The sequence below is a fragment of the Ralstonia pickettii genome, assembly GCF_016466415.2.
Taxonomy (GTDB): Bacteria; Pseudomonadota; Gammaproteobacteria; order Burkholderiales; family Burkholderiaceae; genus Ralstonia; species Ralstonia pickettii.
In genome coordinates, this window is sequence record NZ_CP066771.1 from 2,611,301 (window position 1) to 2,636,419 (window position 25,119).

The 25,119-nt window shown below is 64.9% G+C and carries 25 protein-coding genes; 14 read left to right on the top strand and 11 right to left on the bottom strand.

Going from position 1 to position 25,119, the window contains the following annotated elements:
* Positions 1-49 precede the first annotated feature (49 nt).
* Both RP6297_RS12345 and RP6297_RS12350 read right to left on the bottom strand, forming a co-directional pair.
* The gene (locus RP6297_RS12345; RefSeq protein WP_009241521.1) at positions 50-1,063 is read right to left on the bottom strand and encodes a 2-dehydro-3-deoxygalactonokinase; all 1,014 of its coding nucleotides are present in this window, start codon (positions 1,061-1,063) and stop codon (positions 50-52) included.
* 174 nt (positions 1,064-1,237) lie between these two features.
* Entirely contained in the window at positions 1,238-2,314 is a 1,077-nt protein-coding gene (locus RP6297_RS12350) for a porin (RefSeq protein WP_009241522.1), read from the bottom strand.
* 175 nt (positions 2,315-2,489) lie between these two features.
* On the opposite strand from RP6297_RS12350, the gene gcvA reads away from it, so the two are divergent.
* The 4 genes from gcvA (at position 2,490) to RP6297_RS12370 (ending at position 5,406) form a co-directional block, all read left to right on the top strand.
* Positions 2,490-3,416 (top strand): transcriptional regulator GcvA, encoded by a 927-nt coding sequence (gcvA, locus tag RP6297_RS12355; RefSeq protein WP_009241523.1) that lies wholly within the window; start codon positions 2,490-2,492, stop codon positions 3,414-3,416.
* 77 nt (positions 3,417-3,493) lie between these two features.
* Positions 3,494-3,913, top strand: a complete 420-nt coding sequence (locus RP6297_RS12360) for a VOC family protein (protein ID WP_009241524.1) — start codon at positions 3,494-3,496, stop codon at positions 3,911-3,913.
* 50 nt (positions 3,914-3,963) lie between these two features.
* A complete protein-coding gene (locus RP6297_RS12365; RefSeq protein WP_009241525.1) occupies positions 3,964-4,713 on the top strand; it encodes a 16S rRNA (uracil(1498)-N(3))-methyltransferase in 750 nt (249 codons plus the stop codon).
* 93 nt (positions 4,714-4,806) lie between these two features.
* Positions 4,807-5,406 carry a YidB family protein gene (locus tag RP6297_RS12370; protein WP_009241526.1) on the top strand — a complete coding sequence of 200 codons (600 nt, stop codon included), beginning with the start codon at positions 4,807-4,809 and terminating at the stop codon, positions 5,404-5,406.
* 58 nt (positions 5,407-5,464) lie between these two features.
* On the opposite strand, the gene RP6297_RS12375 is transcribed toward RP6297_RS12370, so the two are convergent.
* Positions 5,465-6,409, bottom strand: coding sequence for a LysR family transcriptional regulator (locus RP6297_RS12375; protein ID WP_009241527.1), 945 nt, complete (start codon positions 6,407-6,409; stop codon positions 5,465-5,467).
* Between the two features lie 200 nt (positions 6,410-6,609).
* Here RP6297_RS12375 and RP6297_RS12380 point away from each other — a divergent pair, with 200 nt between their 5' ends.
* From RP6297_RS12380 to araH, 6 genes are all read left to right on the top strand, one after another.
* A complete protein-coding gene (locus tag RP6297_RS12380; protein ID WP_009241528.1) occupies positions 6,610-8,346 on the top strand; it encodes an IlvD/Edd family dehydratase in 1,737 nt (578 codons plus the stop codon).
* 26 nt (positions 8,347-8,372) lie between these two features.
* Entirely contained in the window at positions 8,373-9,314 is a 942-nt protein-coding gene (locus RP6297_RS12385; protein ID WP_009241529.1) for a dihydrodipicolinate synthase family protein, read from the top strand.
* 2 nt (positions 9,315-9,316) lie between these two features.
* Positions 9,317-10,255: a Gfo/Idh/MocA family protein gene (locus tag RP6297_RS12390; protein WP_009241530.1), complete on the top strand. Its 939-nt coding sequence runs from the start codon at positions 9,317-9,319 to the stop codon at positions 10,253-10,255.
* A 53-nt stretch (positions 10,256-10,308) separates the two neighbouring features.
* Complete coding sequence (locus tag RP6297_RS12395; RefSeq protein ID WP_009241531.1) at positions 10,309-11,313, top strand: arabinose ABC transporter substrate-binding protein; 1,005 nt, start codon at positions 10,309-10,311, stop codon at positions 11,311-11,313.
* A 66-nt stretch (positions 11,314-11,379) separates the two neighbouring features.
* Positions 11,380-12,909 (top strand): L-arabinose ABC transporter ATP-binding protein AraG, encoded by a 1,530-nt coding sequence (gene araG, locus RP6297_RS12400; RefSeq protein ID WP_009241532.1) that lies wholly within the window; start codon positions 11,380-11,382, stop codon positions 12,907-12,909.
* 33 nt (positions 12,910-12,942) lie between these two features.
* A complete protein-coding gene (gene araH / locus RP6297_RS12405) occupies positions 12,943-13,953 on the top strand; it encodes an L-arabinose ABC transporter permease AraH (RefSeq protein WP_009241533.1) in 1,011 nt (336 codons plus the stop codon).
* 95 nt (positions 13,954-14,048) lie between these two features.
* On the opposite strand, the gene RP6297_RS12410 is transcribed toward araH, so the two are convergent.
* The 3 genes from RP6297_RS12410 to RP6297_RS12420 form a co-directional block, all read right to left on the bottom strand.
* Entirely contained in the window at positions 14,049-14,672 is a 624-nt protein-coding gene (locus RP6297_RS12410) for a barstar family protein (protein ID WP_009241534.1), read from the bottom strand.
* Positions 14,669-15,100, bottom strand: coding sequence for a ribonuclease (locus tag RP6297_RS12415; protein ID WP_009241535.1), 432 nt, complete (start codon positions 15,098-15,100; stop codon positions 14,669-14,671). The genes RP6297_RS12410 and RP6297_RS12415 overlap by 4 nt, the downstream gene beginning before the upstream one ends.
* Positions 15,101-15,572: 472 nt before the next feature.
* On the bottom strand, positions 15,573-17,918 hold the full coding sequence (locus RP6297_RS12420; RefSeq protein WP_009241536.1) for an NADP-dependent malic enzyme: 2,346 nt from the start codon (positions 17,916-17,918) through the stop codon (positions 15,573-15,575).
* A 239-nt stretch (positions 17,919-18,157) separates the two neighbouring features.
* Here RP6297_RS12420 and thiL point away from each other — a divergent pair, with 239 nt between their 5' ends.
* From thiL to RP6297_RS12435, 3 genes are read left to right on the top strand one after another with little or no spacing between them, the layout of a single operon-like run.
* Positions 18,158-19,165 carry a thiamine-phosphate kinase gene (gene thiL / locus RP6297_RS12425; RefSeq protein WP_009277689.1) on the top strand — a complete coding sequence of 336 codons (1,008 nt, stop codon included), beginning with the start codon at positions 18,158-18,160 and terminating at the stop codon, positions 19,163-19,165.
* On the top strand, positions 19,162-19,740 hold the full coding sequence (locus tag RP6297_RS12430) for a phosphatidylglycerophosphatase A family protein (RefSeq protein ID WP_009241538.1): 579 nt from the start codon (positions 19,162-19,164) through the stop codon (positions 19,738-19,740). The genes thiL and RP6297_RS12430 overlap by 4 nt, the downstream gene beginning before the upstream one ends.
* A gap of 32 nt (positions 19,741-19,772) precedes the next feature.
* A complete protein-coding gene (locus RP6297_RS12435; RefSeq protein WP_009241539.1) occupies positions 19,773-20,273 on the top strand; it encodes a CinA family protein in 501 nt (166 codons plus the stop codon).
* A 1-nt stretch (position 20,274) separates the two neighbouring features.
* On the opposite strand, the gene RP6297_RS12440 is transcribed toward RP6297_RS12435, so the two are convergent.
* Together RP6297_RS12440 and pyrF are read right to left on the bottom strand one after the other, a co-directional pair.
* Positions 20,275-20,493 carry a hypothetical protein gene (locus RP6297_RS12440; RefSeq protein WP_004632927.1) on the bottom strand — a complete coding sequence of 73 codons (219 nt, stop codon included), beginning with the start codon at positions 20,491-20,493 and terminating at the stop codon, positions 20,275-20,277.
* A gap of 40 nt (positions 20,494-20,533) precedes the next feature.
* Positions 20,534-21,349, bottom strand: coding sequence for an orotidine-5'-phosphate decarboxylase (gene pyrF / locus RP6297_RS12445; RefSeq protein WP_009277688.1), 816 nt, complete (start codon positions 21,347-21,349; stop codon positions 20,534-20,536).
* Between the two features lie 211 nt (positions 21,350-21,560).
* Between pyrF and corA the strand changes: the two genes are divergently transcribed.
* Entirely contained in the window at positions 21,561-22,523 is a 963-nt protein-coding gene (gene corA, locus RP6297_RS12450) for a magnesium/cobalt transporter CorA (RefSeq protein ID WP_009241541.1), read from the top strand.
* A 12-nt stretch (positions 22,524-22,535) separates the two neighbouring features.
* On the opposite strand, the gene mtgA is transcribed toward corA, so the two are convergent.
* From mtgA to RP6297_RS12465, 3 genes are read right to left on the bottom strand one after another with little or no spacing between them, the layout of a single operon-like run.
* Positions 22,536-23,240: a monofunctional biosynthetic peptidoglycan transglycosylase gene (mtgA, locus tag RP6297_RS12455; RefSeq protein WP_009241542.1), complete on the bottom strand. Its 705-nt coding sequence runs from the start codon at positions 23,238-23,240 to the stop codon at positions 22,536-22,538.
* A gap of 20 nt (positions 23,241-23,260) precedes the next feature.
* Positions 23,261-24,178, bottom strand: a complete 918-nt coding sequence (gene aroE, locus RP6297_RS12460) for a shikimate dehydrogenase (protein WP_009241543.1) — start codon at positions 24,176-24,178, stop codon at positions 23,261-23,263.
* An 11-nt stretch (positions 24,179-24,189) separates the two neighbouring features.
* Positions 24,190-25,104, bottom strand: coding sequence for an energy transducer TonB family protein (locus RP6297_RS12465; RefSeq protein ID WP_009241544.1), 915 nt, complete (start codon positions 25,102-25,104; stop codon positions 24,190-24,192).
* Between the last annotated feature and the right edge of the window lie 15 nt (positions 25,105-25,119).

The window sequence follows — 25,119 nt, forward strand, 5'->3', positions numbered from 1 at the left end:
CGGCATCTGTTCTGCGTTGGATGAAAGAGGGATGACGTGTGCGCCGGGCTCACGCCACCTTCAAGGTTTTGACCAGGCCGCGCTCGCGTGCGATTGCGATCGCGCCGCTGCCGGCCAGGTGCTCCTGCTGTTCACTGCTGGTGACGGTGACCTTGCCCGAGAAGAAATCGTCGTCCGACACCAGCACGGCCAGCGCTTCGCGCAGCAGCGGCTTGCCCGTGATGACGAACTGCGTGCCCGGATTCATGCGGATCGCGCTGCTGTTCTTGAGCGTGAGCAGATCCGCGCCCAGCACCGCGCCCAGCAGGAAGTTGGCCCGCGCATTGCGCTCGTAGATCGTGAACTGGCCCAGCGTGCGCACCATGAAGCAGGCGCGCCCCAGCCCGATGCTGCTGGCGCTGCGCGCGCCGGACAGCAACATTTCCGGATCGACCTCGGTGGCAAAGTCCGAGTCGAGCGCGTCGGCCAGGATGGTGTTGTGCGTGATCACGTGGAGCAGCTCGCCGGCCAGCGTGGTCACACAGCCGGTGATGCGCTGGTCGGCGTCCAGATGCACGAACTTCGAGTGCGACCCGGGCAGCACGATCACCGCCGGCTCCGTGATGCCAAGGCGCGAGACCAAACCCATGGTCTCGACCTCTTCGCCGCGCATCATGTCCATCGACTCGATGTTGTGCAGGCCGAGGTTGTCCACCGGATTGCGCACGCCCGGCACAAACCAGATCGGCTGGGCGCACACCTCGGGGATGCTCGCCTGCACCATCCCTGCCGCCAAGTCGCGCAGGCCGGCCGGCGCCATCAGGTGCGGGACCTCATGCAGGCCGACGTTGGAGGTGATCATGCCGGACGCCAGTACCAGGTCGACCTGGCTCATGCCGAACCCGGCCTTCTGCAGCGCAGCGTCAATGGTGTCCTGCACGCCGCGCTGCAGCGTCGTCCGGTTGCCCGTGATGGCGGTATCGCGCACGCCAACCTGGCGCGCAGCCTGGCACAGCGCAACGTCATCGCGCCAGACCGTGACGCGTGTGTTGGTGGTACCGGTATCGATGGTGAGGATGTTCATGCGTGGCATTGCTTGGTGTGACTTGGGACACGGCCCGGGTTAAAACCATCCATGAGCCGCAGCGGGCGGCCCCAGGTTGACTTGATCACTGCCGCCGCTCATGAGGACGTCGTCCAGAAACAGCAGCGTCGCGGGGTCAGGCTGGGGGTGCGTACCACGATCATGAGCGGTTTTTTAGAACGAGTGAACGATACCCGTATAGGCACCCAGCTGGTTCTTGCCCGGGGCCGGGTTGTTGTTGGTCGCTTCCACCGAGAAGTTGGCGGTGGCGCTGTTCTGCACGGTGCCCACGCTCGCGTACAGCATCATGCGCTTGGACAGGTTGTAGTTCGCGCCGGCCATGAACAGGTTGGCGTTGCCGCCGCCGTGGTTCACGTTCACGCGATAGGCCGCGCCGATGAGCGTCAACGCAGGCGTGACTTCGTAATTGATGCCTAGCCAATAATGGTTGGCCTTGGTCGGGGCGCCCGCTGCCGCGTCGGGGGCCGACAGGTTTTCATACACCGCAAACAGCTTCGCCTTGCCGATCGTGTACGTACCGCCGAAGGTCGCTTCCTTCGAGAAGTTGAAGATGTCGCTGAACTTGCCGTTGCCGTCGCGGATCACGTCGTAAATCGCGCGCACTTCCAGCGGACCGGCGGAGTAGACGGCGGATACGCCATCGCGCCGGCTGTTCGTGAAGGAGCCCGGCTGCTCGCCCAGCCCGGTCTGCAGACCGATCTGGAAGCCGCCCCAGGTCGGGCTCTGGTATTCGACGATGTTGTTGGCACCCGGCCAGTTGCGCCCGCGCACGAGCGTGGCCGAGCCGATGAACTGCTGGCCGGTCGGGTCGAGGAACCAGACGTCGTTGCTGATGAAGAGGTTCTTGCCGGCCGTCAACGTGCCCCAGGTCGGGCTGGACAGGCCGACGTACGAACGGCGGTTGAAGAGCGCATCGCCGTTGGTTTTGCCCTGGGCTGCGCCGAAGCCGGATTCAAGCCGGAACACTGCCTGCAAGCCACCGCCGAGATCCTCCTTGCCCATGAACCCGAACATGCTGGTCCCCCACTGGTTGTCGGCGGCGCGCCAGAGGCTGCCGCCCGGCGCGGTCGCGGTGGGGGCGACGTTGTTCTGGTAGTCGATGCCGCTGGCGACGCGGCCGTACAGCGTGACGCTGGTTTGTGCGAGGGCGGGAGCGGTCCAGCCAGCGAGCGCGAAGGTGAGCCCAAGCGCGCACGCCGACATCCCGCGAACAGCGGTGGTTCGATTCATGACGTCTCCTGAAATGTTTTTGTAGGCGGGGTCCGGTGCGCCGCGTGGTTTGAGATCGCTGGAGGCACACACCAGGCATCGTCACCGTCCCCAGGCGCATTTGTAGTCGGGGCCGCCTTAACGTGGCAAACTACAAATTCTTCGTTGGACGTTAAATTTTTCTTAACGAGAACGCATGCCGCGGCGCCTCCCTCCCCTTAATGCATTGCGCGTCTTTGAAGTCGCGGGCCGTCACCTGAGCTTCAGCCGGGCCGCAGACGAGCTTTGCGTAACGAACGCCGCCGTCAGCCACCAGATCAAGCAGCTCGAAGATCATCTGGGCAAGAAGCTCTTCGCACGCCGCAACAACCAGCTCACGCTCACGGACGCCGGCGACAACTACCTGCCCCGCGTGCGGGACGCCCTGCGTGCGCTCGAACAAGCCACCGATCTGTTGATGGACACCGCCGATGCGCCCCTGCGCGTGGCCGTGCCGCCAACCTTTGGCGCCAAGTGGCTGGTGCCGCGCCTGTATCGCTTCTTCAACCAGCACCCCCACGTGCGCGTGGAGGTATCGACCGCCGATGTGCAGGACCACGGCCAGTTCGATCTGTGCATCGACGACCGCCAAGTCAACGCGCCGAACCTGCGCGTCGAGTGGTTCACCTCCACCGATTTCTTTCCGGTATGCAACGCCACGCTGCAGGCCGCGATTCGGATGCCGCAGGACCTCGCCGCACAGACGCTGCTACACGAGCGCGGCGGACGGCACCTCGCGCACCACCCGACGTGGCGGCAATGGCTGGATGAAGTCGGCGTCGCGCACATCGACGCCACGCGCGGTCCAGCGTTTTCCGAGGCGCTGATGGCCCTGCAGGCCGCCATTGACGGCCAGGGCGTGGCGCTCGGCCAGGGCATCCTCGTCGAATACGACATCGCCGCCGGACGCCTGATGCGGCCGCTGGCGACTGAAGCCTCGCTGCGCCTGTCGTACTACCTGATCCACCCGCACCAAGCGGCCGAGCACGCAGGCTTTGCACCGTTCCGCCAATGGCTCGTCGATGAAGTGGCACGTAGCGGCGGGCGGCCGCGCAACCAGTCGGCGGCAGGCGAGGTGTTTTGATTTCTTTTTGATTGTGGTGCGGCCGGCGCTCTACACTACCCGTCCCTGGTTGCCTTGCGCCCAAGAAGGAGCCCGCCATGAGCTTTCCCCGCCCCGCCAACACGCCGTGGCTCGTCCCGTACCTGACCGTGCGTGACGCATCGGCCGCCATCGCCTTCTATCGCAACGCGTTCGGCTTTGGCGTGCAGGATGAGGTGCACGACCATGGCCGCCCCATCCACGTCGAGATGACCTACCAGGGCCAACTCACGCTGATGTTTGCGCCCGAAGGCGTCTTCGGCTCCACCGCGAAAGCCCCGGCCGGCGCGGGCTTCGAATGCCCGCAGAGCTTCCACCTGTATTGCGACGACGTCGACACCGCGTACCAGCACGCGCTCGACCAGGGCGCCACGTCGATCATGGCGCCGCACGATGCCTTCTGGGGCGAGCGCTATGCCGCCGTGCGCGATCCCGACGGCTATCGCTGGGGCCTCGCCTGCCGGCCCGCAGCGGCCTGATCGCGCCATCGCCTGATCGCCTTACCCGATTCACCACAAGGATTGCTGTAATGGGGCTTCCCCGTTTTTTCGTCGACACGCCGCTCGCTCCCAACACCACTGTCACACTGCCCGAGGCTGTCACGCGCCACATCCACGTGCTGCGCTTGGCCGTTGGCGATGACGTCTGCCTGTTCGATGGCTCGGGCCACGAATTCCGCGCGCGGCTCGATGCCATCAACAAGCGCGATGCCACTGCCAGCCTTGCCGACGCCACGCAGCCCGACACCGAGGCGCGCTACGCCATCACGTTGGCACAAGGCATTGCCGGTGGCGACAAGATGGATTGGCTGATCGAGAAGGCCGTCGAACTGGGCGTCAATGCCGTCGCGCCGCTGCAGACTGAACGCGCCGTGGTGCGCCTCTCCGGCGAGCGTGCCGCCAAGCGCGTGCAGCACTGGCAGGCACTGGTGCAAGCCGCCTGCGAGCAATGCGGCCGCGCCCGCGTGCCGGCGGTTGCACCGGTGAGCACGCTGCGCGAATGGCTTGCCGCCGCCCGATCCACCGACGCGCCGCGCGTGTTGCTGTCGCCGCGTGGCACGCAATCGCTTACGCAGTGGGCGGTGCAGTCGCGCACGCGCATCGAAGGCAGCGGCATCGTCCTGCTGATCGGCCCCGAAGGCGGTCTTTCGCCCGACGAAGAAGCGCTTGCCGAATCTGCGGGTTTCTTACCACTGACACTCGGGCGACGTATTCTGAGAACGGAATCGGCGGCGCTTGTGGCCGTCTCCGCGCTGCACGCCGTGCTCGGCGAGTTCTAAGTTCTGACGACGAAACACTGACCGTTACTGGCCGTTTGATCCCACCGGCGGGCCCTTCCCTCCATACCCGCCATTGACCAAAGGAGCTTCATCATGGGTCTACTCGATTCGATTCTCGGCGGCGGCAATGACGCCAGCGGCGCACAATCGTCCTTGCTGGGCAACAAGAAGGTGCTGCTGGCCGTGGGCGTGCTGGCCTATCTGGCCATGAAGCACAAGTCGCAAGGCGCGGGCGATGCCGCCGCGCCGCAGGGGCAGGAAGATCAGGGCGGCGGCCTGTTCGGTTCGCTCGGTGGCCTGCTGGGTGCGGCAGGCGGTGCCGGCGCACTGGGCAGCCTGCTCGGCGGCGCTGGCGGAGCCGGTGGCCTTGGCGGCCTGCTCGGCGGTCTGCTGGGCGGCGGCAACGGCAGTGCGGATCAGGCGGCCATCGGAGGCCTCGGGCCGCTGCAGCAGATCCTGGAGCAAGCCGGTCTGGGCGAACAGGTCAAATCGTGGATCGGCAACGGCCAGAACCTGCCGGTGTCGGGTGAGCAGATCACCCAGGCACTGAGCGGCACGGGCGCGCTCGAGGAGGTGTCAAAACTGGCCGCCAACTTCGGCATCAACGAGGGCGATCTCGCCAACCAGCTGGCTGAAGGCCTGCCCGAGGCGGTCAACCACCTTACGCCGCAGGGCGCAGTGCCAGCGGCCTGAACGTCAGTGCCGCACAGAGGAAAGCCCGCAAATTGCGGGCTTTTTTTCGCGGCGGGAGTCACCCCGTGCTGTAGGCCGTCCGGCCTGCGTCGCGCAGCGCCTGCACTACATGCAGCGCCGCCGGAGACAACAACCGATCCGTGCGCGTGATGATGCCGAAATCGTCCATCTGGCATGGCATCGGCAGCGGGAGGATCGCCAGCATGCGGTACGACGCGTAGTACTGCGCGACATCGGTGCCGATCACGGCCAGCATGTCGCTCTGCTCCAGGATGCGCGTCAGGAAGAGCAGCGCAGAAGTTTCCACCACGCTGGACGGCGCTGTCAGGCTCTCCCGTTGAAACATCAGATCGAACCGGTGACGCAGCACACTGCCGATAGGCGGCACCACCCAGGTGGCTGTCTGCACATCGGCCAGCGTCAGCGACGGTTCTGACAGCAGCGGATGCCCCGGCCGCGCCACCGCAACCACCGGCTCGTCGGCCAATGGCTCGTAGCGCAGGTGCAGTTTGTCGTGCTCGGCAAACAGCCTGCCGACCACTAAGTCGAGCTTGTCCTGCGCCAGGCGTTCGAGCAGCACGTTGCTGCTTTCGATTTCAAGCGACACCCGCAGCCCCGGATGCTCGCGCGTGATCTGCGCCACCACCGGCGGCAGCAGTCGCACACCCGGCGAGGTGATGGTGCCCACCGCCACGTGCCCCAGGTGGCCGGCCTTGAGCCCGAGCACTTCCTCCTGCGCCTGGTCCAGGCTGCCGACGACTGCGCGCGCATGGCGGATCAGCGCGTCGCCATAGCGCGTGGGCCGCATGCCGCGCGGCATGCGCTCGAACAGCTGCACATCCAGCATGGCTTCCAGCTCGCGCAGCAGCTTGGAAGCGGCGGGCTGCGTCATGTTGAGCGCAGCGGCCGCCCGATGGATGTTGCCCTCCTCGGCCAGAGCGATCAGCAACAGCAGTTGTCGCGTCTTCAGGCGCGCACGGACATACCAGGGGCTGTTCGACATCGGGTCTTCCTCGAGATATCAAAGCGGATATCGGTCACGGCCAATATTTCATTGGAAGGATATCAGGGCGCTCCGTACACTCGGTCCGATCAAAAAACCACAACCACACCGGAGACAACGGACGTGCCGCGCGCCCTGCAAGTGCCGCGCTGCCGGTTGACGCGCGCGCATCGACAACCACGTCCGTGACACACGCACCCATGTCGGAATCGAAACCCACGCTTCGCTCGGCCCAATGGTTCGGCACCGCCGATAAGAACGGCTTCATGTACCGAAGCTGGATGAAGAACCAGGGCATCCCCGACCACGAATTCGACGGCCGCCCGATCATCGGCATCTGCAATACCTGGTCGGAACTGACGCCGTGCAACGCGCATTTCCGCAAGCTAGCCGAACACGTCAAGCGTGGCATCTACGAGGCGGGCGGCTTTCCGGTGGAGTTTCCGGTGTTCTCCAACGGCGAATCGAACCTGCGCCCCACCGCCATGCTCACGCGCAACCTCGCAGCCATGGATGTGGAAGAGGCCATTCGCGGCAACCCGATAGACGCGGTGGTGCTGCTCACCGGCTGCGACAAGACCACGCCCGCCCTGCTGATGGGCGCGGCCAGCTGCGACGTGCCGGCGATCGTCGTGACGGGCGGGCCGATGCTCAACGGCAAGCTCGACGGCAAGAACATCGGCTCCGGCACGGCGGTGTGGCAGCTGCACGAATCGCTCAAGGCGGGCGAGATCGACCTGCATCACTTCCTGTCCGCCGAAGCGGGGATGTCGCGCTCGGCCGGCACGTGCAACACGATGGGCACGGCGTCCACCATGGCATGCATGGCCGAAGCGCTCGGAACCTCGCTTCCGCACAACGCAGCCATTCCCGCGGTGGATGCGCGGCGCTACGTGCTTGCGCACATGTCAGGCATCCGCATCGTCGAGATGGCGCTGCAGGGGCTGACGCTGTCCAAGATCCTCACGCGGGCTGCATTCGAGAACGCCATCCGCGTCAATGCGGCGATTGGCGGCTCGACCAACGCGGTGATCCACCTCAAGGCGATTGCGGGTCGCATCGGCGTGCCGCTGGAGCTGGAAGACTGGTCACGCATCGGCCGGGACACACCAACCATCGTCGACCTGATGCCCTCGGGACGCTTCCTGATGGAGGAGTTTTATTACGCCGGCGGCCTGCCCGCCGTGCTGCGCCGACTCGGTGAAGCAAACCTGCTGCCGCACCCCGATGCGTTGACGGTCAACGGCAAGACGCTGTGGGAGAACGTCAAAGGCGCGCCTATCACCGACGACGAAGTCATCCGCCCGCTCGACAAACCGCTGATCGACGACGGCGGCATTCGCGTGCTGCGCGGCAACCTCGCGCCGCGCGGTGCGGTGCTCAAGCCATCGGCCGCCAGTCCGGAATTGCTGCGTCATCGCGGCCGAGCGGTGGTGTTCGAAAACCTCGAACACTACAAGGAACGCATCGTCGATGAAGCGCTGGACGTGGATGCCAGCTCCGTGCTGGTGATGAAGAACTGCGGACCGAAGGGCTACCCGGGCATGGCCGAGGTCGGCAACATGGGCCTGCCGCCCAAGCTGCTGCGCCAGGGCGTGAAGGATATGGTGCGCATATCCGACGCGCGCATGAGCGGCACGGCCTACGGAACAGTCGTGCTGCACGTCGCGCCCGAAGCGGCGGCCGGCGGCCCGCTGGCCGCGGTGCAGGACGGCGACTGGATCGAACTCGACTGCGAAGCCGGCACGCTGCACCTGGACATCGACGACGCCGAACTTGCGCGCCGCATGGCCGCCTATCAGGCGCCGCGCTCCCATGGTGAAGGCGGTGGCTACCAGCGCCTGTACGTCAACCACGTATTGCAGGCCGACGAGGGCTGCGACCTCGATTTCCTGGTCGGCTGCCGTGGCGCCGCCGTGCCGCGCCATTCGCACTGAATCGACACACGCGTAGGAGACTGGCTTTGCCGATTGATCAACCCGCCGCGCACGCACCGCGCTATCGCGGCATCTTCCCGGTGGTGCCCACCACGTTCACGGAAACTGGCGAACTCGACCTTGCCAGCCAGAAGCGTGCGATCGATTTCATGATCGATGCAGGCTCCGATGGCCTGTGCATCCTGGCCAATTTCTCGGAGCAATTCTCGCTGTCGGACGACGAACGCGAAGTGCTCACCCGCACCGCGCTGGAACACGTGGCGGGCCGCGTACCGGTGATCGTCACCACGTCGCACTACAGCACGCAGGTCTGCACGCAACGCAGCCGCCGCGCGCAGGACATGGGCGCCGCCATGCTGATGGTGATGCCGCCCTACCACGGTGCCACCTTCCGCGTGCCCGAATCGCAGATCTACGAATTCTTTGCGCGCGTGTCGGACGCCGCGGGCATTCCGATCATGATCCAGGATGCTCCGGCCAGCGGCACGGTGCTGTCTGCGGCGTTTCTCGCGCGCATGGCCCGCGAGATCGAGCAGGTGGCCTACTTCAAGATCGAAACGCCGGGTGCGGCGGCCAAGCTGCGGGAGCTGATCCGCCTTGGGGGCGACGCCATCGAAGGCCCGTGGGACGGCGAAGAAGCCATCACGCTACTGGCGGATCTCGATGCCGGCGCCACGGGCAGCATGACCGGCGGCGCGTATCCCGACGGCATCCGGCCGATCATCGAGGCGCACGCCAAAGGGCAGCACGATCTCGCGTTCGATCTGTATCAACGTTGGCTGCCACTCATCAATCACGAGAACCGACAGGCCGGCATCCTGGCCGCCAAGGCGTTGATGAAGGAAGGCGGCGTGATCGCCTGCGAGGCGCCGCGCCATCCGTTGCCGCCGATGCATCCGGACACGCGCCGGGGCCTCGTCGAAATTGCCCGGCGGCTCGACCCGCTGGTCTTGCGCTGGGGGCGATAGCCATGCACGGTGACCGTTCCCCCGTTGCGATCGGCATTGTCGGCGTCGGCAAGATCGCGCGCGACCAGCATCTGCCGGCGCTTGCCGCGCAGCCGGGCTTCACGCTTGCGGCTTGCGCCAGCCCGCATTCACGCGTCGACGGCCTGCCGCACTACACGACGCTCAACGCCATGCTCGCAGACGAACCCGCGCTGCAGGCGGTCTCGCTGTGCACGCCGCCACAGGTGCGGTTTGCACAGGCCCGCGCGGCCCTCGCGGCAGGCAAGCACGTGATGCTCGAGAAGCCTCCCGGCGCAAGCGTGTCGGAAGTGGTGCTCCTTGCCGAACTGGCGCGGCAGCACCGCTGCACGTTGTTCGCGTCCTGGCATTCGCGCCACGCGCCCGGTGTCGAAGCCGCCCGCGAGTGGCTTGCACGCCGAGCCATCGTCTCCGTCAACGTGCAATGGAAAGAAGATGTGCGCCGCTGGCACCCCAACCAGGCATGGATCTGGGAACCGGGCGGCCTGGGCGTGTTCGACCCCGGCATCAACGCGCTGTCGATCCTGACGCGCGTCCTGCCGCATGCGTTCTTTCTGACGGGGGCCGACCTGTGGGTGCCCGCCAATCAGCAGACGCCGATTGCCGCCCACCTGGCATTCACCGATGCGGCCGGCACGCCGATCCACGCTGAATTCGACTGGCGCCATGACGCAGGCGAGCTCTGGCAAATCGACGTGACCACGCGCGACGGCACGCTGCGGCTCGCCCAAGGCGGCAAGCAATTGGCCATCGACGGCGCGGAGATCGACGTCGGCCCCGAACGCGAATACCCGAGTCTCTACGCGCGCTTTCTCGAGCTGATCGCAAGCGGCGGAAGCGATGTCGATGTCCGCCCGCTGCAGCACGTGGCCGACGCCATGCTGCTCGGCCGGCGCCATCTGATTGACCCCTTCGTGCCATGAGGCACGCCCGACTCACGTAGTGCCATAAGAGCCATTCCAACGAGGAGACAACCATGCAACGCAAACTTCGCCGGCTGACCCTGTCCGCCCTGGCAGCCACCCTGTGCCTGGCGCCGCTGGCCGCCAGCCTGCCCGCCCACGCCGACGAGCCGCTCAAGATCGGCTTCCTGGTCAAGATGCCCGAGCAGGCCTGGTTCATCAACGAGCAGAAAGCCGCCACCGAGCTTGGTCAGAAGAACGGCTTTTCTGTGGTGAACATCGGCACGCCCGATGGCGAAAAAGTGCTGTCCGCCATCGACAACCTGGGCGCGCAAGGTGCCAAGGGCTTCGTGATCTGCGCGCCGGACGTGCGCCTGGGCCCGGCCATCTCGGCACGCGCCAAGCACTACAACATGAAGTTCGTCACGGTCGACGATCAGCTCGTCGACTCGTCCGGCAAGCCGCTGGCCAACGTGCCGCACCTGGGCATGTCGGCCTTCAAGATCGGCAACCAAGTCGGCCAGGCGATTTCCGACGAGATGAAGCGCCGCGGCTGGAAGCCCGAGGAAGTGGGCGCGCTGCGCATCACCAACTATGAGTTGCCGACCGCCAAGCTGCGTACCGACGGCGCGACGCAGACACTGCTGGCCGGCGGCTTCAAGAAAGAAAACATCTTCGACGCGCCGCAAAAGACCACCGACGACGCAGGAGGCTTCAATGCCGCGTCGCCGGTGCTGGCACAGCATGCTGGAATCAAGAAATGGGTGATCTTCGCGCTCAATGAAGAAAGCGTGCTGGGCGGCGTGCGCGCCACCGAGCAGTTGCACATTCCGGCAGCCGATGTGATCGGCGTCGGCATCAACGGTGCCGGCGAGGCGTTTGCCGAATTCCAGAAGAAGGAGCAGACCGGCTTCTTCGGCACGATTGCCGTCAGCTCCACCAACCACGGCAAGGAGAGCGCTGCAAACCTCGTCGAGTGGATCAAGACGGGCAAGCAACCGCCGGCCGATACGCAAACCACCGGCAAGCTGATGGTGCGCAGCAACTGGCAAGAGGTCCGCAAGGAACTGGGCATTTGATGCTACGCGCGGCGCGGGCCCGTCCCGCGCCCCACGCGCCCCACGCCGATCCGCAAAGATCAATCGATGACAGTCCAATCACTTGATGCGAGCGGTCCGCCCGACGCTTCCCCTACCGCCTATCTGAAGCTCGACGGCATCACCGTGCGCTTTCCTGGCGTGCTGGCGCTCGACCATGTATCGCTCGACATCCGCCGCGGCGAGGTTCACGGCCTGATGGGCGAGAACGGCGCAGGCAAGTCGACGCTGCTCAAGGTGTTGTCGGGCGTCAACCAGCCGGAGGCCGGCACGCTGTCGCTGGACGGCGTGCCGCAGCAGTTCACAAACACGCGCGCGGCCATTGCGGCGGGCATCGCGATCATCTATCAGGAACTGCACCTCGTGCCGGAACTGACGGTGGCAGAAAACCTGATGCTCGGCGCGCTGCCCAACCGCTTTGGTGTGCTCGACGAGAAGACGCTGATCGCCCGCGCGCTGCGTGAACTCGAACGGCTGGGCGAAAGGCTCGATCCGGCCCAGCCCGTCAAGCATCTGTCGATCGGCCAGCGCCAGATGATCGAGATCGGCAAGGCGCTGATGCGCGACGCGCGCGTGATCGCGTTCGACGAACCCACGAGTTCGCTCTCCTCGCGCGAGACGACGCAGTTGTTCCGCATCATTCGCGCACTCAAGGCCGAGGGCCGCGCGGTCATCTACGTCACGCACCGCATGGAAGAGGTGTACGAGCTGTGCGACCGCGTAACCGTATTCCGCGACGGCCGGCACATCGACACGTTCAACGCCGGCGCCCACCTCGACCGCGAGCGTCTGATCCGCTGCATGGTCGGGCGCTCGATCCAGGACGTGTACGGCTACAAGCCGCGCCCGCTCGGCGGCGTCAAGGTCGACGTGCGCGGCCTGATGGGGCCCGGCTTGAGCGAACCCGCATCGTTCCGGGCGCATGCAGGCGAAATCGTCGGCTTCTTCGGGCTGGTGGGCGCAGGGCGCTCGGAGCTGATGAAGCTGCTCTACGGCGCGGTCAAACCCACCGCAGGCGAGATTCGCCTCAACGGCAAGCGCGTCCAGTTCAACACGCCGCGCGATGCGGTCCGCGCCGGTGTCGCGCTCTGCCCGGAAGACCGCAAGCAAGATGGCATCGTCGCCATCGCCTTGGTCTCGGACAACCTGAACATCAGTTGCCGGCGCCACTTCAGCCGCTTCAGTGTGCTGAACAACCGGCAGGAAGCGCGGACCACCCAGTCGTTCATCGACAAGCTCGCCATCAAGACGCGCAACGGTGAAACACCCATCGGCAAGTTGTCGGGCGGCAATCAGCAGAAGGTGATCCTCTCGCGCTGGCTGGCGGATGACATCGACGTCTTCCTGATGGACGAACCCACGCGCGGCATCGACGTCGGCGCCCGCAGCGAAATCTACAGCCTGCTCTACGGCCTGGCCGAGGCGGGCCGCACCGTCATCGTGGTGTCGAGCGATCTGGCGGAAGTGATCGGCGTTGCCGACCGCGTGCTCGTCATGAAGCAGGGCCGCATCGTCGGCGACCTGCCCAGAGAGCACGCCTCGCCCGACACCCTCATCAAACTCGCGCTGCCACGCTAGCGTGCGCATTACGCCCTCATGGAAACCGATCCTATGCAAACGCCATCCACCGAATCCGTGCCGGGCGGCCCCCCAATGGCGGCCCCGGGCATCCCCAGCCGCGCCGCCCTCACGTGGGAACTGGTCAACCGATCTGGCATCGTCGTGGTGTTCGTCCTGCTGTTCACCGCGCTGGCGTTCACGGTGCCGGGCTTCATCAGCAGCCGCAACATCCAGGGCCTGCTGCTCTCGGTCACCTTGATCGGCTCCATCTCGGTCACGATGATGTTCGTGCTCGCACTCGGCGAAGTGGACTTGTCCGTCGCCTCCATCGTCGCGTTCGCCGGCGTGGTGGCGTCGACCCTCATCACCGCAACCCATAGCGTGGTGCTTGGCGTCGGAGCCGGCGTATTGGCGGGCGGCCTGGTCGGGCTCGTCAACGGCGTGCTGGTGGCGCGCTACCAGATCAACTCGTTGATCGTCACGCTCGCCATGATGGAAGTCGTGCGCGGCCTCGCCTTCATCACCTCCAACGGCGACGCGGTAATGATTTCCGAAGAGCGCTTCTTCGACCTGGGCGGCGGGTCATTCCTCGGCATCTCGTATCCGATCTGGAGCAATATCGTCGGCTTTGCCCTCTTCGGCTTCCTGCTCAAGAAAACGGTGTTCGGCAAAAACGTGCTCGCCGTTGGCGGCAATGAGGAAGCCGCGCTGCTTGCCGGCCTGCCGGTGACGCGCATCAAGATCGCCGTTTTCGTCCTGCAGGGCCTCGTGACGGGTTTCGCCGGCGTGATGCTGGCCTCGCGCATGAGCCTGGGTGATCCGAAAACGTCGGTCGGGCTTGAGCTGGGGGTGATCTCGGCCTGCGTGCTGGGCGGGGTTTCGCTCACGGGCGGGGTGGCCACCGTGTCCGGTGTGCTGGTCGGCGTTCTGATCATGGGCTCGGTGCAGAACGCGATGAGCCTGATGAACGTGCCGACGTTCTATCAGTACCTGATCCGCGGCGGCATTCTGCTGCTCGCAGTGTGGTTTGACCGGATCCGCCGAAACAAGCGAGCAAGCTGACACGCCACTCGGCTTTTACACGGCAACAAAAAAGCCCGCATGTGCGGGCTTTTCCATTCCAATGCCGATGATCGATGATCGGCGCCGGAGCACCTTCAAGCGAACGAATAGAACACGCGGAACTGAACCTTGCGCTCGGCCCAGAATTCGGCCGCGTCACGGAACACGTCTAGCAGCACTTCGCGGGCTTCCTTGTCGAACTTCGGCTGGCACGGCAGGCCCTCGAGCACGATGACAAAACCCGGCTGCGGGCCGGCCTTGTAGATCATGTCGGTCAGGCAGTCGGCCAGGGCGTCGAAGTTCTTGCCGAAATGCTTCGGGAACAGAAACTCGCGTGCAATCACGTCGAGCACTTCGCTCTTGGTGGTCGCGGCCGCGCAGTTGGCGTACAGGAAATGCTGGCCAAGGCTGGCCGCCGACTCGGCCAGATCCGCCACGCGAAACGCGCGGATCGACTGCACGATATTCGGACGCACCGTCTTGAAGAGGTTCATGGCGTCTTCGCGGCCTCCGTCGTCGTCCGTCTGGGTGTTGTCCTGCGTCATGATGTTCTGCGGTGCACTTTGGGGCAACTTGGCCGCCCCCCCGACGCGTGCGCCCAGGGCTTGCATCCCCACCACACCGTCGTACAGATTTTGCGCCTTGTGCCACGCCTCGCGGGCCACGCGCTCATCGCGTGCGGTGAGCGAGTCGTCCAGCCCAAACATGTTGGTCGTCATCGCTGTATCCGTTGAAAACTGTTGTAGTGATCTTCCGTGTAGTAGCAGTCGTTGGCCGCTTGCTGACCCCCGCCGCAGATAATGCGCCGGGCGCCGCGGTTACGAGCCCCCCGCGTCTTCACGGTGTACTCGTGGTAATAACCACGCCGCTGCGCAGGCAAACGTCGTTCATAGTTGCCGAACGTGATGCCATCTTTTGCATAGGGGAACGGGCCGCCCTGCTCGATCAGTGCCAGCGTGCGCTGCGCCTCATTGGGCAGATCTGCCGCGCGAATGGTTCCCACGGCGGCCGCCATGCCGGAGTTGTCCCGGGCGATCGCATTGGCCGGCAAGCCTGCCACTGACATCGCAAGCGTCGCCGCCAGCGCGCCACGTGCCATCGCCTGAGATACGGAGCGGCCGATCCACGCTCCAAGTCGCTTTGTCATCAGCAGGCCCTAACGGGAGAATCGCGCCGACCGGAGCCCGGCGCAGGTCACAAGCGCAGGTGGCCGTCCAGTAACGATCCGGACAGCCGGTTTGCAGCTGAAAGCGAAGCGGCTCAACGCCTGAGAGGCCTGGCAGGGAATGACAAGTCGGGCGACTGCCGAAGACTTGGGGAATCCTTCCGCCTGCAAAAACCCATCCATTGCGCGCACCGAATAAGGCGAGCCGGTAGACGTGTGTACGGAAAACCGCATTGTTGAACCCGTCTGGCCCGGTTCGGACCTCATGTGCCCAGAAGCACCCCTTCAGCCCGTAAGGGTACGCTCATCGATGACAACAATCAACCGACGGTGAAAGTCTGAAGGGTTTTTCCATACAGCCATTAACTTTACCGCAATGTAAGCGCACGCAAACTTCGGACATAAAAAAAAGGGAGCGCAGCATCGTGCGCTCCCTCTCATGGCGCTTTCGTGATCAGCGTTGCGCTTGGGCAGCGGCATCCACGACGGTCAAGGCCGTCATGTTGAGGATGCGTCGCACCGTCGCCGACGGCGTAAGAATGTGTACCGGCTTCTTAGCGCCCAGCAGGATCGGGCCGATGGCGATGTTGTTGCCTGCAGCAGCCTTCAAGAGGTTGTAAGCGATGTTCGCGGCGTCGATGTTCGGCATGACCAACAGGTTCGCCTCGCCCTTGAGCGTCGAATCGGGCACTAGCGATGCGCGCAGCTTCTCGTCGAGCGCGGCGTCGCCATGCATTTCACCGTCCACTTCGAGGTTCGGGGCACGTTCGCGCAGGATCGCCAGCGTTTCGCGCATCTTGACCGCGGAAGGCGCCTCCGAGGAGCCGAAGTTCGAATGCGACATCAGCGCGACCTTCGGTTTGATGCCGAAGCGGCACAACTCCTCGGCAGCCATGATCGTGATTTCAGCGAGCTGCTCGGCGGTCGGGTCGACGTTGACATGCGTATCTGTCAGGAACACCTGGCGACCGGGCAGAACCAGCCCGTTCATGGCCGCGTACACGCAGTTCGTGCCGCCCAGAATCTGGTCGATATAGCGCAGATGCGCGGCCGTGTTGCTGATCGTGCCGCAGATCATGCCGTCCGCTTCGCCCTTTTGGATCATGAGCGCGCCGATCAGCGTGTTGCGGCGACGCATTTCCAGCTTGGCGTACTGCGGCGTTACGCCCTTGCGTGCCATCAGCTTGTAGTACGTCTCCCAGTAGTCGCGGAAGCGCTCGTCATGCTCGGGGTTGACCACGGTGAAGTCCACGCCTTCGCGCAGGCGCAGGCCAAAGCGCTCGATGCGGTGGGCAATCACGCTCGGGCGGCCGATCAGGATCGGGCTGGCGAGCGTTTCGTCCACGACGATCTGCACGGCGCGCAGGACGCGCTCTTCCTCGCCTTCGGCAAAGACGATGCGCTTGTTCTCCATCGGCACCTTGCGGGCGGCCGAGAAGATCGGCTTCATCAGCGTGCCGGAGTGGTAGACGAACTGCTGCAGATGCTGGCGGTACGCATCCATGTCCTCGATCGGGCGCTGTGCCACGCCCGAGAGCATGGCCGCCTGCGCCACGGCCGGCGCGATCTTGACGATCAGGCGCGGGTCGAAGGGCTTCGGGATCAGGTATTCGGGGCCGAACGACAGGTCCTGGATGCCGTAAGCAGATGCAACGATGTCGCTTTGCTCCTGGCGGGCCAGTTCCGCCACGGCGTGCACGGCGGCAACTTCCATCTCACGCGTGATGGTGGTCGCGCCCACATCCAGCGCGCCGCGGAAGATGAACGGGAAGCACAGGACGTTGTTGACCTGGTTCGGGTAGTCCGTACGGCCGGTGCCCATGATGACGTCGGGGCGCACTTCCTTGGCCTGCTCCGGCAGGATTTCGGGGTTCGGGTTGGCCAGCGCGAAGATGATCGGCTTGTCGGCCATGCGCTTGACCATGTCCTGCTTGAGCACGCCGGCGGCGGACAGGCCGAGGAAAATGTCGGCGCCGTCGATGACTTCAGCCAGTGTGCGCAAGTCGGTCTTCTGTGCGAAGTGGGCCTTGTCCGGGTCCATCAGTTCGGTGCGGCCTTCGTAGACCACGCCGGCCAGGTCCGTCACCCAGATGTTTTCGCGCGGCAGGCCCAGATCGACCAGCAGGTCGAGGCAAGCGAGCGCAGCAGCGCCCGCGCCCGAGGCCACCAGCTTCACTTTCTTGATGTCCTTCCCGACCACCTTCAGCGCGTTGGTGATACCCGCGCCCACAACGATGGCCGTGCCGTGCTGGTCGTCATGGAAGACGGGGATCTTCATGCGCTTGCGCAGTTCGCGCTCGACGAAGAAGCACTCCGGGGCCTTGATGTCTTCCAGGTTGATCCCGCCGAAAGTGGGCTCCAGCGAGGCGATGATATCGACCAGCTTTTGGGGGTCTTTTTCGTTGATCTCGATGTCAAACACATCGATACCGGCGAATTTCTTGAACAGGCCCGCCTTGCCTTCCATGACCGGCTTCGATGCTTCCGGGCCGATGTCGCCCAGGCCGAGCACGGCCGTGCCGTTGGTCACCACGCCGACGAGGTTGCCGCGCGCGGTGTAGCGGAACGAGTTGGCGACGTCTTCGACGATCTCTTCGCAGGCTGCGGCCACGCCAGGGGAGTAGGCCAGGGCCAAATCGCGCTGGTTCGACAGCGGCTTGGTCGGCGTGACGGAAATCTTGCCCGGCGTCGGAAACTCGTGATACTCCAGCGCGGCCTTGCGCAAGGCGGCGCGCTGCTGCGCCTTGAGTTCTTCATCCGTGCGGGCGGGCTGCTGAGGCTGGGTATCCACCGTGGTCATGGGTCTCTCGTATCGGGTGGCCAGCGCGCGCGCCGGCCGTCGCATCTAGCGGGCCACCGGGATACCCTCACGAGCGCCACGGGAATACGGTCCGCCTCCTTGGGCCCGTCATTTTATATAGTGAAAAGCGATCTCACAACGGGATTTTGGGTGGGAGTGCTGTGCACATTCGCTACAATATTCCACCGTCCTGTCACGGCACCATCGGGCTTGCCCCATATTTTTCCATCGCCGCTGCCGTGTCCGAGCCCGTCCACCCCCGCAACTCCGCTGATCACGCCACAGACCTCTCCGAATTTGGCTTGATTCGCCGCTATTTCACGCGGCCGACGCCAAGGGCGATATTGGGCGTGGGGGACGATTGCGCCTTGCTCGGGCCCCGTCCTGGGCACGAATTGGCGATCTCCACCGACATGCTGGTCGCCGGACGTCACTTTTTTCCCCATGCGGAGCCGCGCGCACTTGGGCACAAAGCGCTGGCTGTCAACCTATCGGATCTGGCTGCCATGGGTGCGGAGCCACGTGCTTTTACGCTGGCCGTGGCGCTTCCCGAAGCCGACCCCGCCTGGCTCAAACCGTTTTCCGAAGGCCTGCTCGCCCTGGCGGATGCCTTTCACTGTGAACTCATTGGCGGTGACACCACGCGGGGGCCGCTCACGCTGAGCCTGACCGTCTTCGGCGACGTCCCCCTCGCTGCGGCATTACGCCGCGATGCCGCCCGTCCCGGCGATGACCTCTGGGTCTCGGGCACTGTCGGCGATGCGCGACTCGCGCTGGGTGCCCTGCGCAACGAGTGGGCCCTGACGCCCGAAGCGCTCGCACAAGTGCAGCCACGCATGGACATGCCGACGCCGCGCGTGGCACTCGGTCTGGCATTACGCGGTGTCGCCCGGGCGGCGCTCGACGTATCGGACGGCTTGTTGGGCGATCTTGGCCACATCCTCACGCAATCCCGCGTTGGGGCGACGGTCATGGTCGACGATGTCCCGCGTTCGCCGACGCTGGCCGCGCAGTCCCGGGCGCTTCAGCTGCAATGCACGCTGGCCGGCGGCGACGACTACGAACTGTGCTTTACTGCTCCTGCCAATGCTCGCGACGCTGTGATCGCAGCGGGCCAGCGTGCGGGGGTGGCTGTCACACGCGTCGGCCGCATTGACGCCGAAACCGGCTTGCGCCTCGTCGATGCCCAAGGTGCCCCGGTCATCTTCACGCATGGCAGCTTCGACCATTTCTCTTCCGCATCATGATGTCTTCCGCTCCCTTCCCGCCCTCCAATCCGCCGGGCCAGCCTGAAACCGTCGTCCTTGAGACGGGCCAGGCCGCACAGGTACGCCGCCCGACGGCGCGCTTCATGTTCGGCCATCCCGCACGCATCCTGGCGCTGGGCTTCGGCTCGGGCTTATCGCCCATCCTGCCGGGCACGGTCGGTACGCTGTACGCGTGGCTGATCTACGTGGTGTTTGCGCGCTGGATTTCGGGACCGACTTGGCTGCTGATTGCGGCGGTTGGCTTCGTGATCGGCATCTGGGCATGCGCCCGCACCGCACGCGATCTGGGTGTGGCCGATCACGGCGCCATGGTGTGGGACGAGATGGTCGCGTTCTGGATCGTGCTGGCTTTCGTCACGCCGACCACGTTGGGCGGGCAGTTTGCCGCGTTCCTGTGGTTCCGCTTCTTCGACATGGTCAAGCCGGCACCCATCCGCTATTACGATCGCACCCTTAAGGGCTTTGGCCTGCGCGGCGGCTATGGCGTGATGGTCGATGACATTCTCGCGGCGTTCTACACGTTGCTCGTGTTTGCGCTGTGGCGCTCGTTTTGACGACTGACGTCAGAAGCTTGGAAGGTACTGCAATGGCTGAATCCCGCGCGCTGGCCCAACTGGCCGAACTGGTGGCTGACACGTTGAACAAGCGCAGCCTGATGATGGCGTCCGCCGAATCGTGCACAGGCGGCCTGGTGTCTGCCGCCATCACCGATGTATCAGGCTCGTCCGCGTGGTTCGAGCGCGGCTTCGTCGTCTACTCCAACGAAGCGAAATCGCAGATGTTGGGCGTTCCGGCGGCGCTGATCCGCGAACATGGCGCCGTGAGCGAACCGGTGGCGCATGCCATGGCTGAGGGCGCAGTGCTCAACAGCCGCGCGCAGGTGGCCGTCGCGATTACCGGTGTGGCAGGCCCGACCGGCGGTACGCCCGACAAGCCCGTCGGCATGGTGTGCTTTGGTTGGAGCAACCGGCTGCAAACGCGCGTGGAAACGCGCCACTTCAAGGGCGATCGCAAGCAAGTTCGCCTGCAGGCTGCCGAGCACGCGCTGCGCGGCCTGCTCGACTTCCTCGACTCGGCGGAATGCTGATCTAGATCTCGCTGGGATGATCCGGCCGGCGACGATCTCCGTGATCGTGTTCCGGCTGGTGTTCGTGGTCGTGCTCGTGGCGACGGTCGCGATCATGGTCGCGGCGCGTCGTCTCGTGCTGGTGGGTGTCGTCGCGCTCTTTCTCGAGCTTGCGGTCCGGGTCCTTGCCGGTCTCTTCCCGGTGCGTACCGGCAACGGGGCCGTGCGGATGCGTGGTCATGGCGTCCTCGTTCTCGCCGCAACCGGACCGACAGTGCCGATCAGGTGCGGAACTGGTTGATCTGATTGCGTGTGGCCTCCGCCACGCGGCGGGCGGCATCGGCGAAATCGCTGTCGGTGCTGGCGTAAAGAATGGCCCGGGACGAGTTGATCATCATGCCCGTGCCATCGGCCGTGCGGCCAGCGCGCACCGTGGCTTCGATGTCGCCGCCCTGGGCGCCCACGCCCGGAATCAGCAACGGCATGTCGCCGACAATTTCACGCACCTTGGCAATTTCTTCCGGGAAGGTTGCGCCCACCACCAAGCCCATCTGGCCGCTGGTATTCCACACGTCGCGCGCGCGTTCTGCCACGACCTGATAGACGGGGCGGCCGTCGGTTTCCAGAAACTGCACGTCGCTGCCGCCGGCGTTGGACGTGCGGCACAGCACGATCACGCCCTTGTCGGCATGCGCGAGGTATGGCTGCATCGAGTCGAAACCCATGTACGGACTGACGGTGATGGCGTCGGCCTGGTAGCGCTCGAAGGCTTCCTTGGCGTAGTGCTCGGCAGTCGAGCCGATATCGCCGCGCTTGGCATCAAGAATGACGGGGATGCCCGGATACGCCTCGTGGATGTAATTGATCAGCTGCTCGAGCTGGTCTTCGGCGCGCTGCGAGGCGAAGTAGGCGATCTGCGGCTTGAACGCGCAGACCAGGTCGGCGGTCGCGTCCACGATGGCGCGGCAGAACGAGAAGATCGCTCCGCCCGTGCCGGTCAGCGACGCCGGCAGGCGTGCCGGGTCAGGATCGAGCCCGACGCACAGCAGGGAGTTGTTGCGTTGCCAGGCGGCAGCCAGTTGTTCGGTAAATCGCATGGTATCGGGAATGTAAGAGCGGCCGGCCGGCCGCATGACTTGTCTGCATTTTACGCGTCAGGCAACCCGGCGGCGGCATCTTCCGGACGTGGTGCCCGCCCCACGCGTGCGCGGCACGCCACCGCATGTGGCTGAACCCGCCGCCTCTTTAGGCTACACTCGGCGCGATTTTTCGCCGCCCCGTTCAACGCCTGCTTCAAGGAAACACCCCATGATCAATCTGTTCGTCGTGCAAAAAGGTCGTCTCGCGCAGGAACAGGTTGAAGAACGCAGTGAACTGCTGCAGCACAAGCCGATCTGGATCGACGTGATCGACCCAGACGACGAAGAGCTGGCGTGGATCAAGGAAACCTATGGCGTGGTCCTGCCCGAGCTGGAGCAACTGGGGGACCTGGAAGCCTCCGCCCGCTACTTCGAAGGTGAAGACGGCCACATTCATATCCGCACGGATTTCCTGCTCGACGAAGAAGCCACTTCGCGCAACGTGCGCGTGGCGTTCGTGCTGACCAAGGATGTGCTCTTCTCCATCCACGACGAAGATCTGCCCGCGTTCCGGCTGGTGCGCATGCGTGCGCGGCTGCGCCCCGGCTCGGTACGCAACGCCAAGGATGTGCTGATGGATCTGTACGCCACCGACGCGGAATACTCGGCCGACTCCATCGAAGAAGTCTACGAACGCCTCGAAGATGCCAGCAAACGTGTGCTGGCTGACGAAGTGACCGACGCGGCTGCGGCCGATGTGCTGGAAATCATCGCCCGCGTGGAAGACTTGAACGGCCGGATCCGCCGCAACGTGATGGATACGCGCCGCGCCGTGTCGTTCCTGCTGCGCAGCCAGTTGCTGTCGGCGGACCAACAAGACGAAGCGCGCCAGGTGCTGCGCGACATCGATTCCATCGAGAACCACACGGCGTTCCTGTCAGACAAGGTCAACTTCCTGATGGACGCCACCGTCGGCTTCATCAACATCAACCAGAACAAGATCATCAAGCTGTTCTCGGTGGTGTCGGTGGCGCTGATGCCGCCCACGCTGATCGCCTCGATCTACGGCATGAACTTCAAGGTGATGCCGGAGCTGGACTGGGCTGAAGGCTACCCGTACGCGATCGTGATGATGGTGGTGTCGGCGGCGATTCCGCTGGTGTACTTCCGCCGCAAGGGCTGGCTGAAGTAGCCCTGCGCCAGGTCAATCCGGCAGCGTGGCCGAGCCCATGCGGTTGGCGATCACGGTAGCCTTGCGCGTGAAGTTGACGTGCACGTTGGCGCAATAGCTCTTCTTGTCGAAGCACTTCGGCGCGGGCAGCGCCGCCGCCAGGCGCACCGCTTGCCCCACGGTCAGTTGCGAGGCCGGGCGCTTGAAGTAATGCTGCGCCGCCGCTTCCGCGCCGAACACACCCTCGCCCCATTCCACCGAGTTCAGATAGATCTCGAGAATGCGCTCCTTGTCGAGCCAGAACTCAAGCATCCAGGTGATGACGAGTTCTTCGCCCTTGCGCACGTAGTGGCGCTCGCCCGAGAGGAACAGGTTTTTGGCGAGTTGCTGCGTGATGGTCGAACCACCCGCGACCACGTGGCCGCGTCGCTTGTTCTTCTCCCACGCGTCGAGCATGGCATCGACTTCCCAGCCGCTGTGCGAGACGAAATCCGCGTCTTCACTGGCGATGACCGCACGCTTGAGGTTGCGCGAGATCTGATCGTAATTGACCCAGCGGCGGTCGACATTGCAGGTGAAAACATTGGCGCCGCACAAGCGCATACGCTCAGCGCGCATGAAACTCGTAGACGACGGATCGAAGACCTGCCAACTCGCGATGGCAGCAAAGAAGTACAGGTTGAGTGCGACCACGCCCGCAACGAAGCAGCCGATCACGTAGCCGAACCAACGCATCATCGCAGGGCTGCGCTCCAGGTTCAGCGCGGCGCGCGCGCCGCGACCGCGGCTTCGCCCTGCAGCCCTTCGCGCATGGCGAGCAGCACCGGCGCGGTGTCCGGGCGCACGCCGCGCCAGACGAAGAACGATTCCGCCGCCTGCTCCACCAGCATGCCCAGGCCGTCCCATGCGCGGGCGCCGTTGCGCCGGGCAAACTCCATGAACACCGTCGGACGCGGGCCGTACATCATGTCGTAGGCCAGCGCGTTGGGGCCAAACACGGTGGTCGGGATTGGCGGCACTTCGGCTTGCAGGCTGCTTGCCGTGGCATTGATGATGACGTCGAACACGTCGTCCGCAGCAAGCTCGTCATAGCCGCCGCCCACGAGTTCAACCTCGTGCAGCTTGGCCGAGACCTCGAAGCGCTCGACCAGCCTGTTGGCGCGATCAGCCGTGCGGTTGGCCAGGAACACGCGCGCGGGCTTGTGCTCCAGCAGCGGCAGCAGCACGCCACGCGCTGCGCCGCCTGCGCCCAGCAGCAGCACGCGTTCGCCTTCCAGCGCATTGCCGATGTTGTGGGTGATGTCGCGCATCAGGCCGACGCCGTCGGTGTTGTCGCCAAAGATCTCATCGCCGTCGAACTTGAGCGTGTTGACCGCGCCGGCCGATTCCGCCCGCAGCGACAGCGACGTCGACATGGCATACGCATCGAGCTTGAACGGCACCGTCACGTTGAGCCCGCGTCCGCCTTCACGCACGAAGGTCATGACCGTTTCATCAAACGCGATCAACTCGGCGTAGATACGGTCGTAGCGGATGCGCTGCCCGGTCTGCTGCGCAAACGCGGCATGGATGATGGGCGACTTGCTGTGCGCGATCGGGTTGCCGATCACGCCGTAGCGATCTGTGTGGGGCGCGCTCGCGGCGGCGAGGATGGCCTCTTGAAACGACGACGGCATGGACGACGAAATCAACGGGTCTGCAGGTGGGTTTCCAAGCCTGCGCGGGTGAACTTGAACGTGGCGACCACATCCTGGATGTCGACGCGCTTGCGCATCTCGGCCGGGAAGGCGCCAAACGGTGAAGACGAACGCACGATGGCCACGGCCTGGCGATCCAGCGCGGTGTTGCCCGAGCTTTTGGCAATCTCGATGCCTTCGATCTTGTAGCCGTCCTGGTTGTAGCCGAGCTGGCCTTCGCGGTTGATGCTGATCACGACGATCAGCTCGCCGTAGAGCGGGCGGCCGTTCTGGCTGGGGAAGTTGGCGGTGCCTCGCGCTTCGATCTTGCGGCGCACGGCATCGTAGTAGCGGGCGTAGTCCACCTGACGTGCGCTGGCAGCCGTCAGCACATTGCGGCGCGGGCGCTTGGCGTAGTTTTCGAGGTTGCGGTCGATCTCGGCCTGCAGGCGGGCGATTTCGTCTTGCGTGGTGCGGTCGTCGGTGCCGTTGGTGGGCGACGGCTGCGGACGCTCGCCGGGCTTGACCTGACGATCGTTGACCAGCGGCGCGCGCTCGGTCGATTGCGTCAGCAGGCGGCGCTGCTCTTGCTCGAGATATTCAACGCGGCGCTGTGTGAGCTTGATGGCGTCGCCGGTCTGCTCATTGGTGTCGGCGGGCAGCGGCGTGGTGGCGCGCTGCTGGTCATATTCGCCACCGCCGTTCAGGTTGACCTGGGCCACGGCCGTCGCCTTGGACGGTGCCGTCGACGACTTGGCGTTGACGAGCACCACATCGAGGCCCGGATCTTCGCGCTTGATATCGAACGCCTCGGGGGCCACCACGCGCACGAACAGCAGTACAACATGCACGGCCAGCGACACCACCAGCGCCTTGGTGAGCGTGCTGCTGCCGGACCAGTCCGGACGGTTTGCGAGGGCGGCCATGGGGCGATTCCTGGT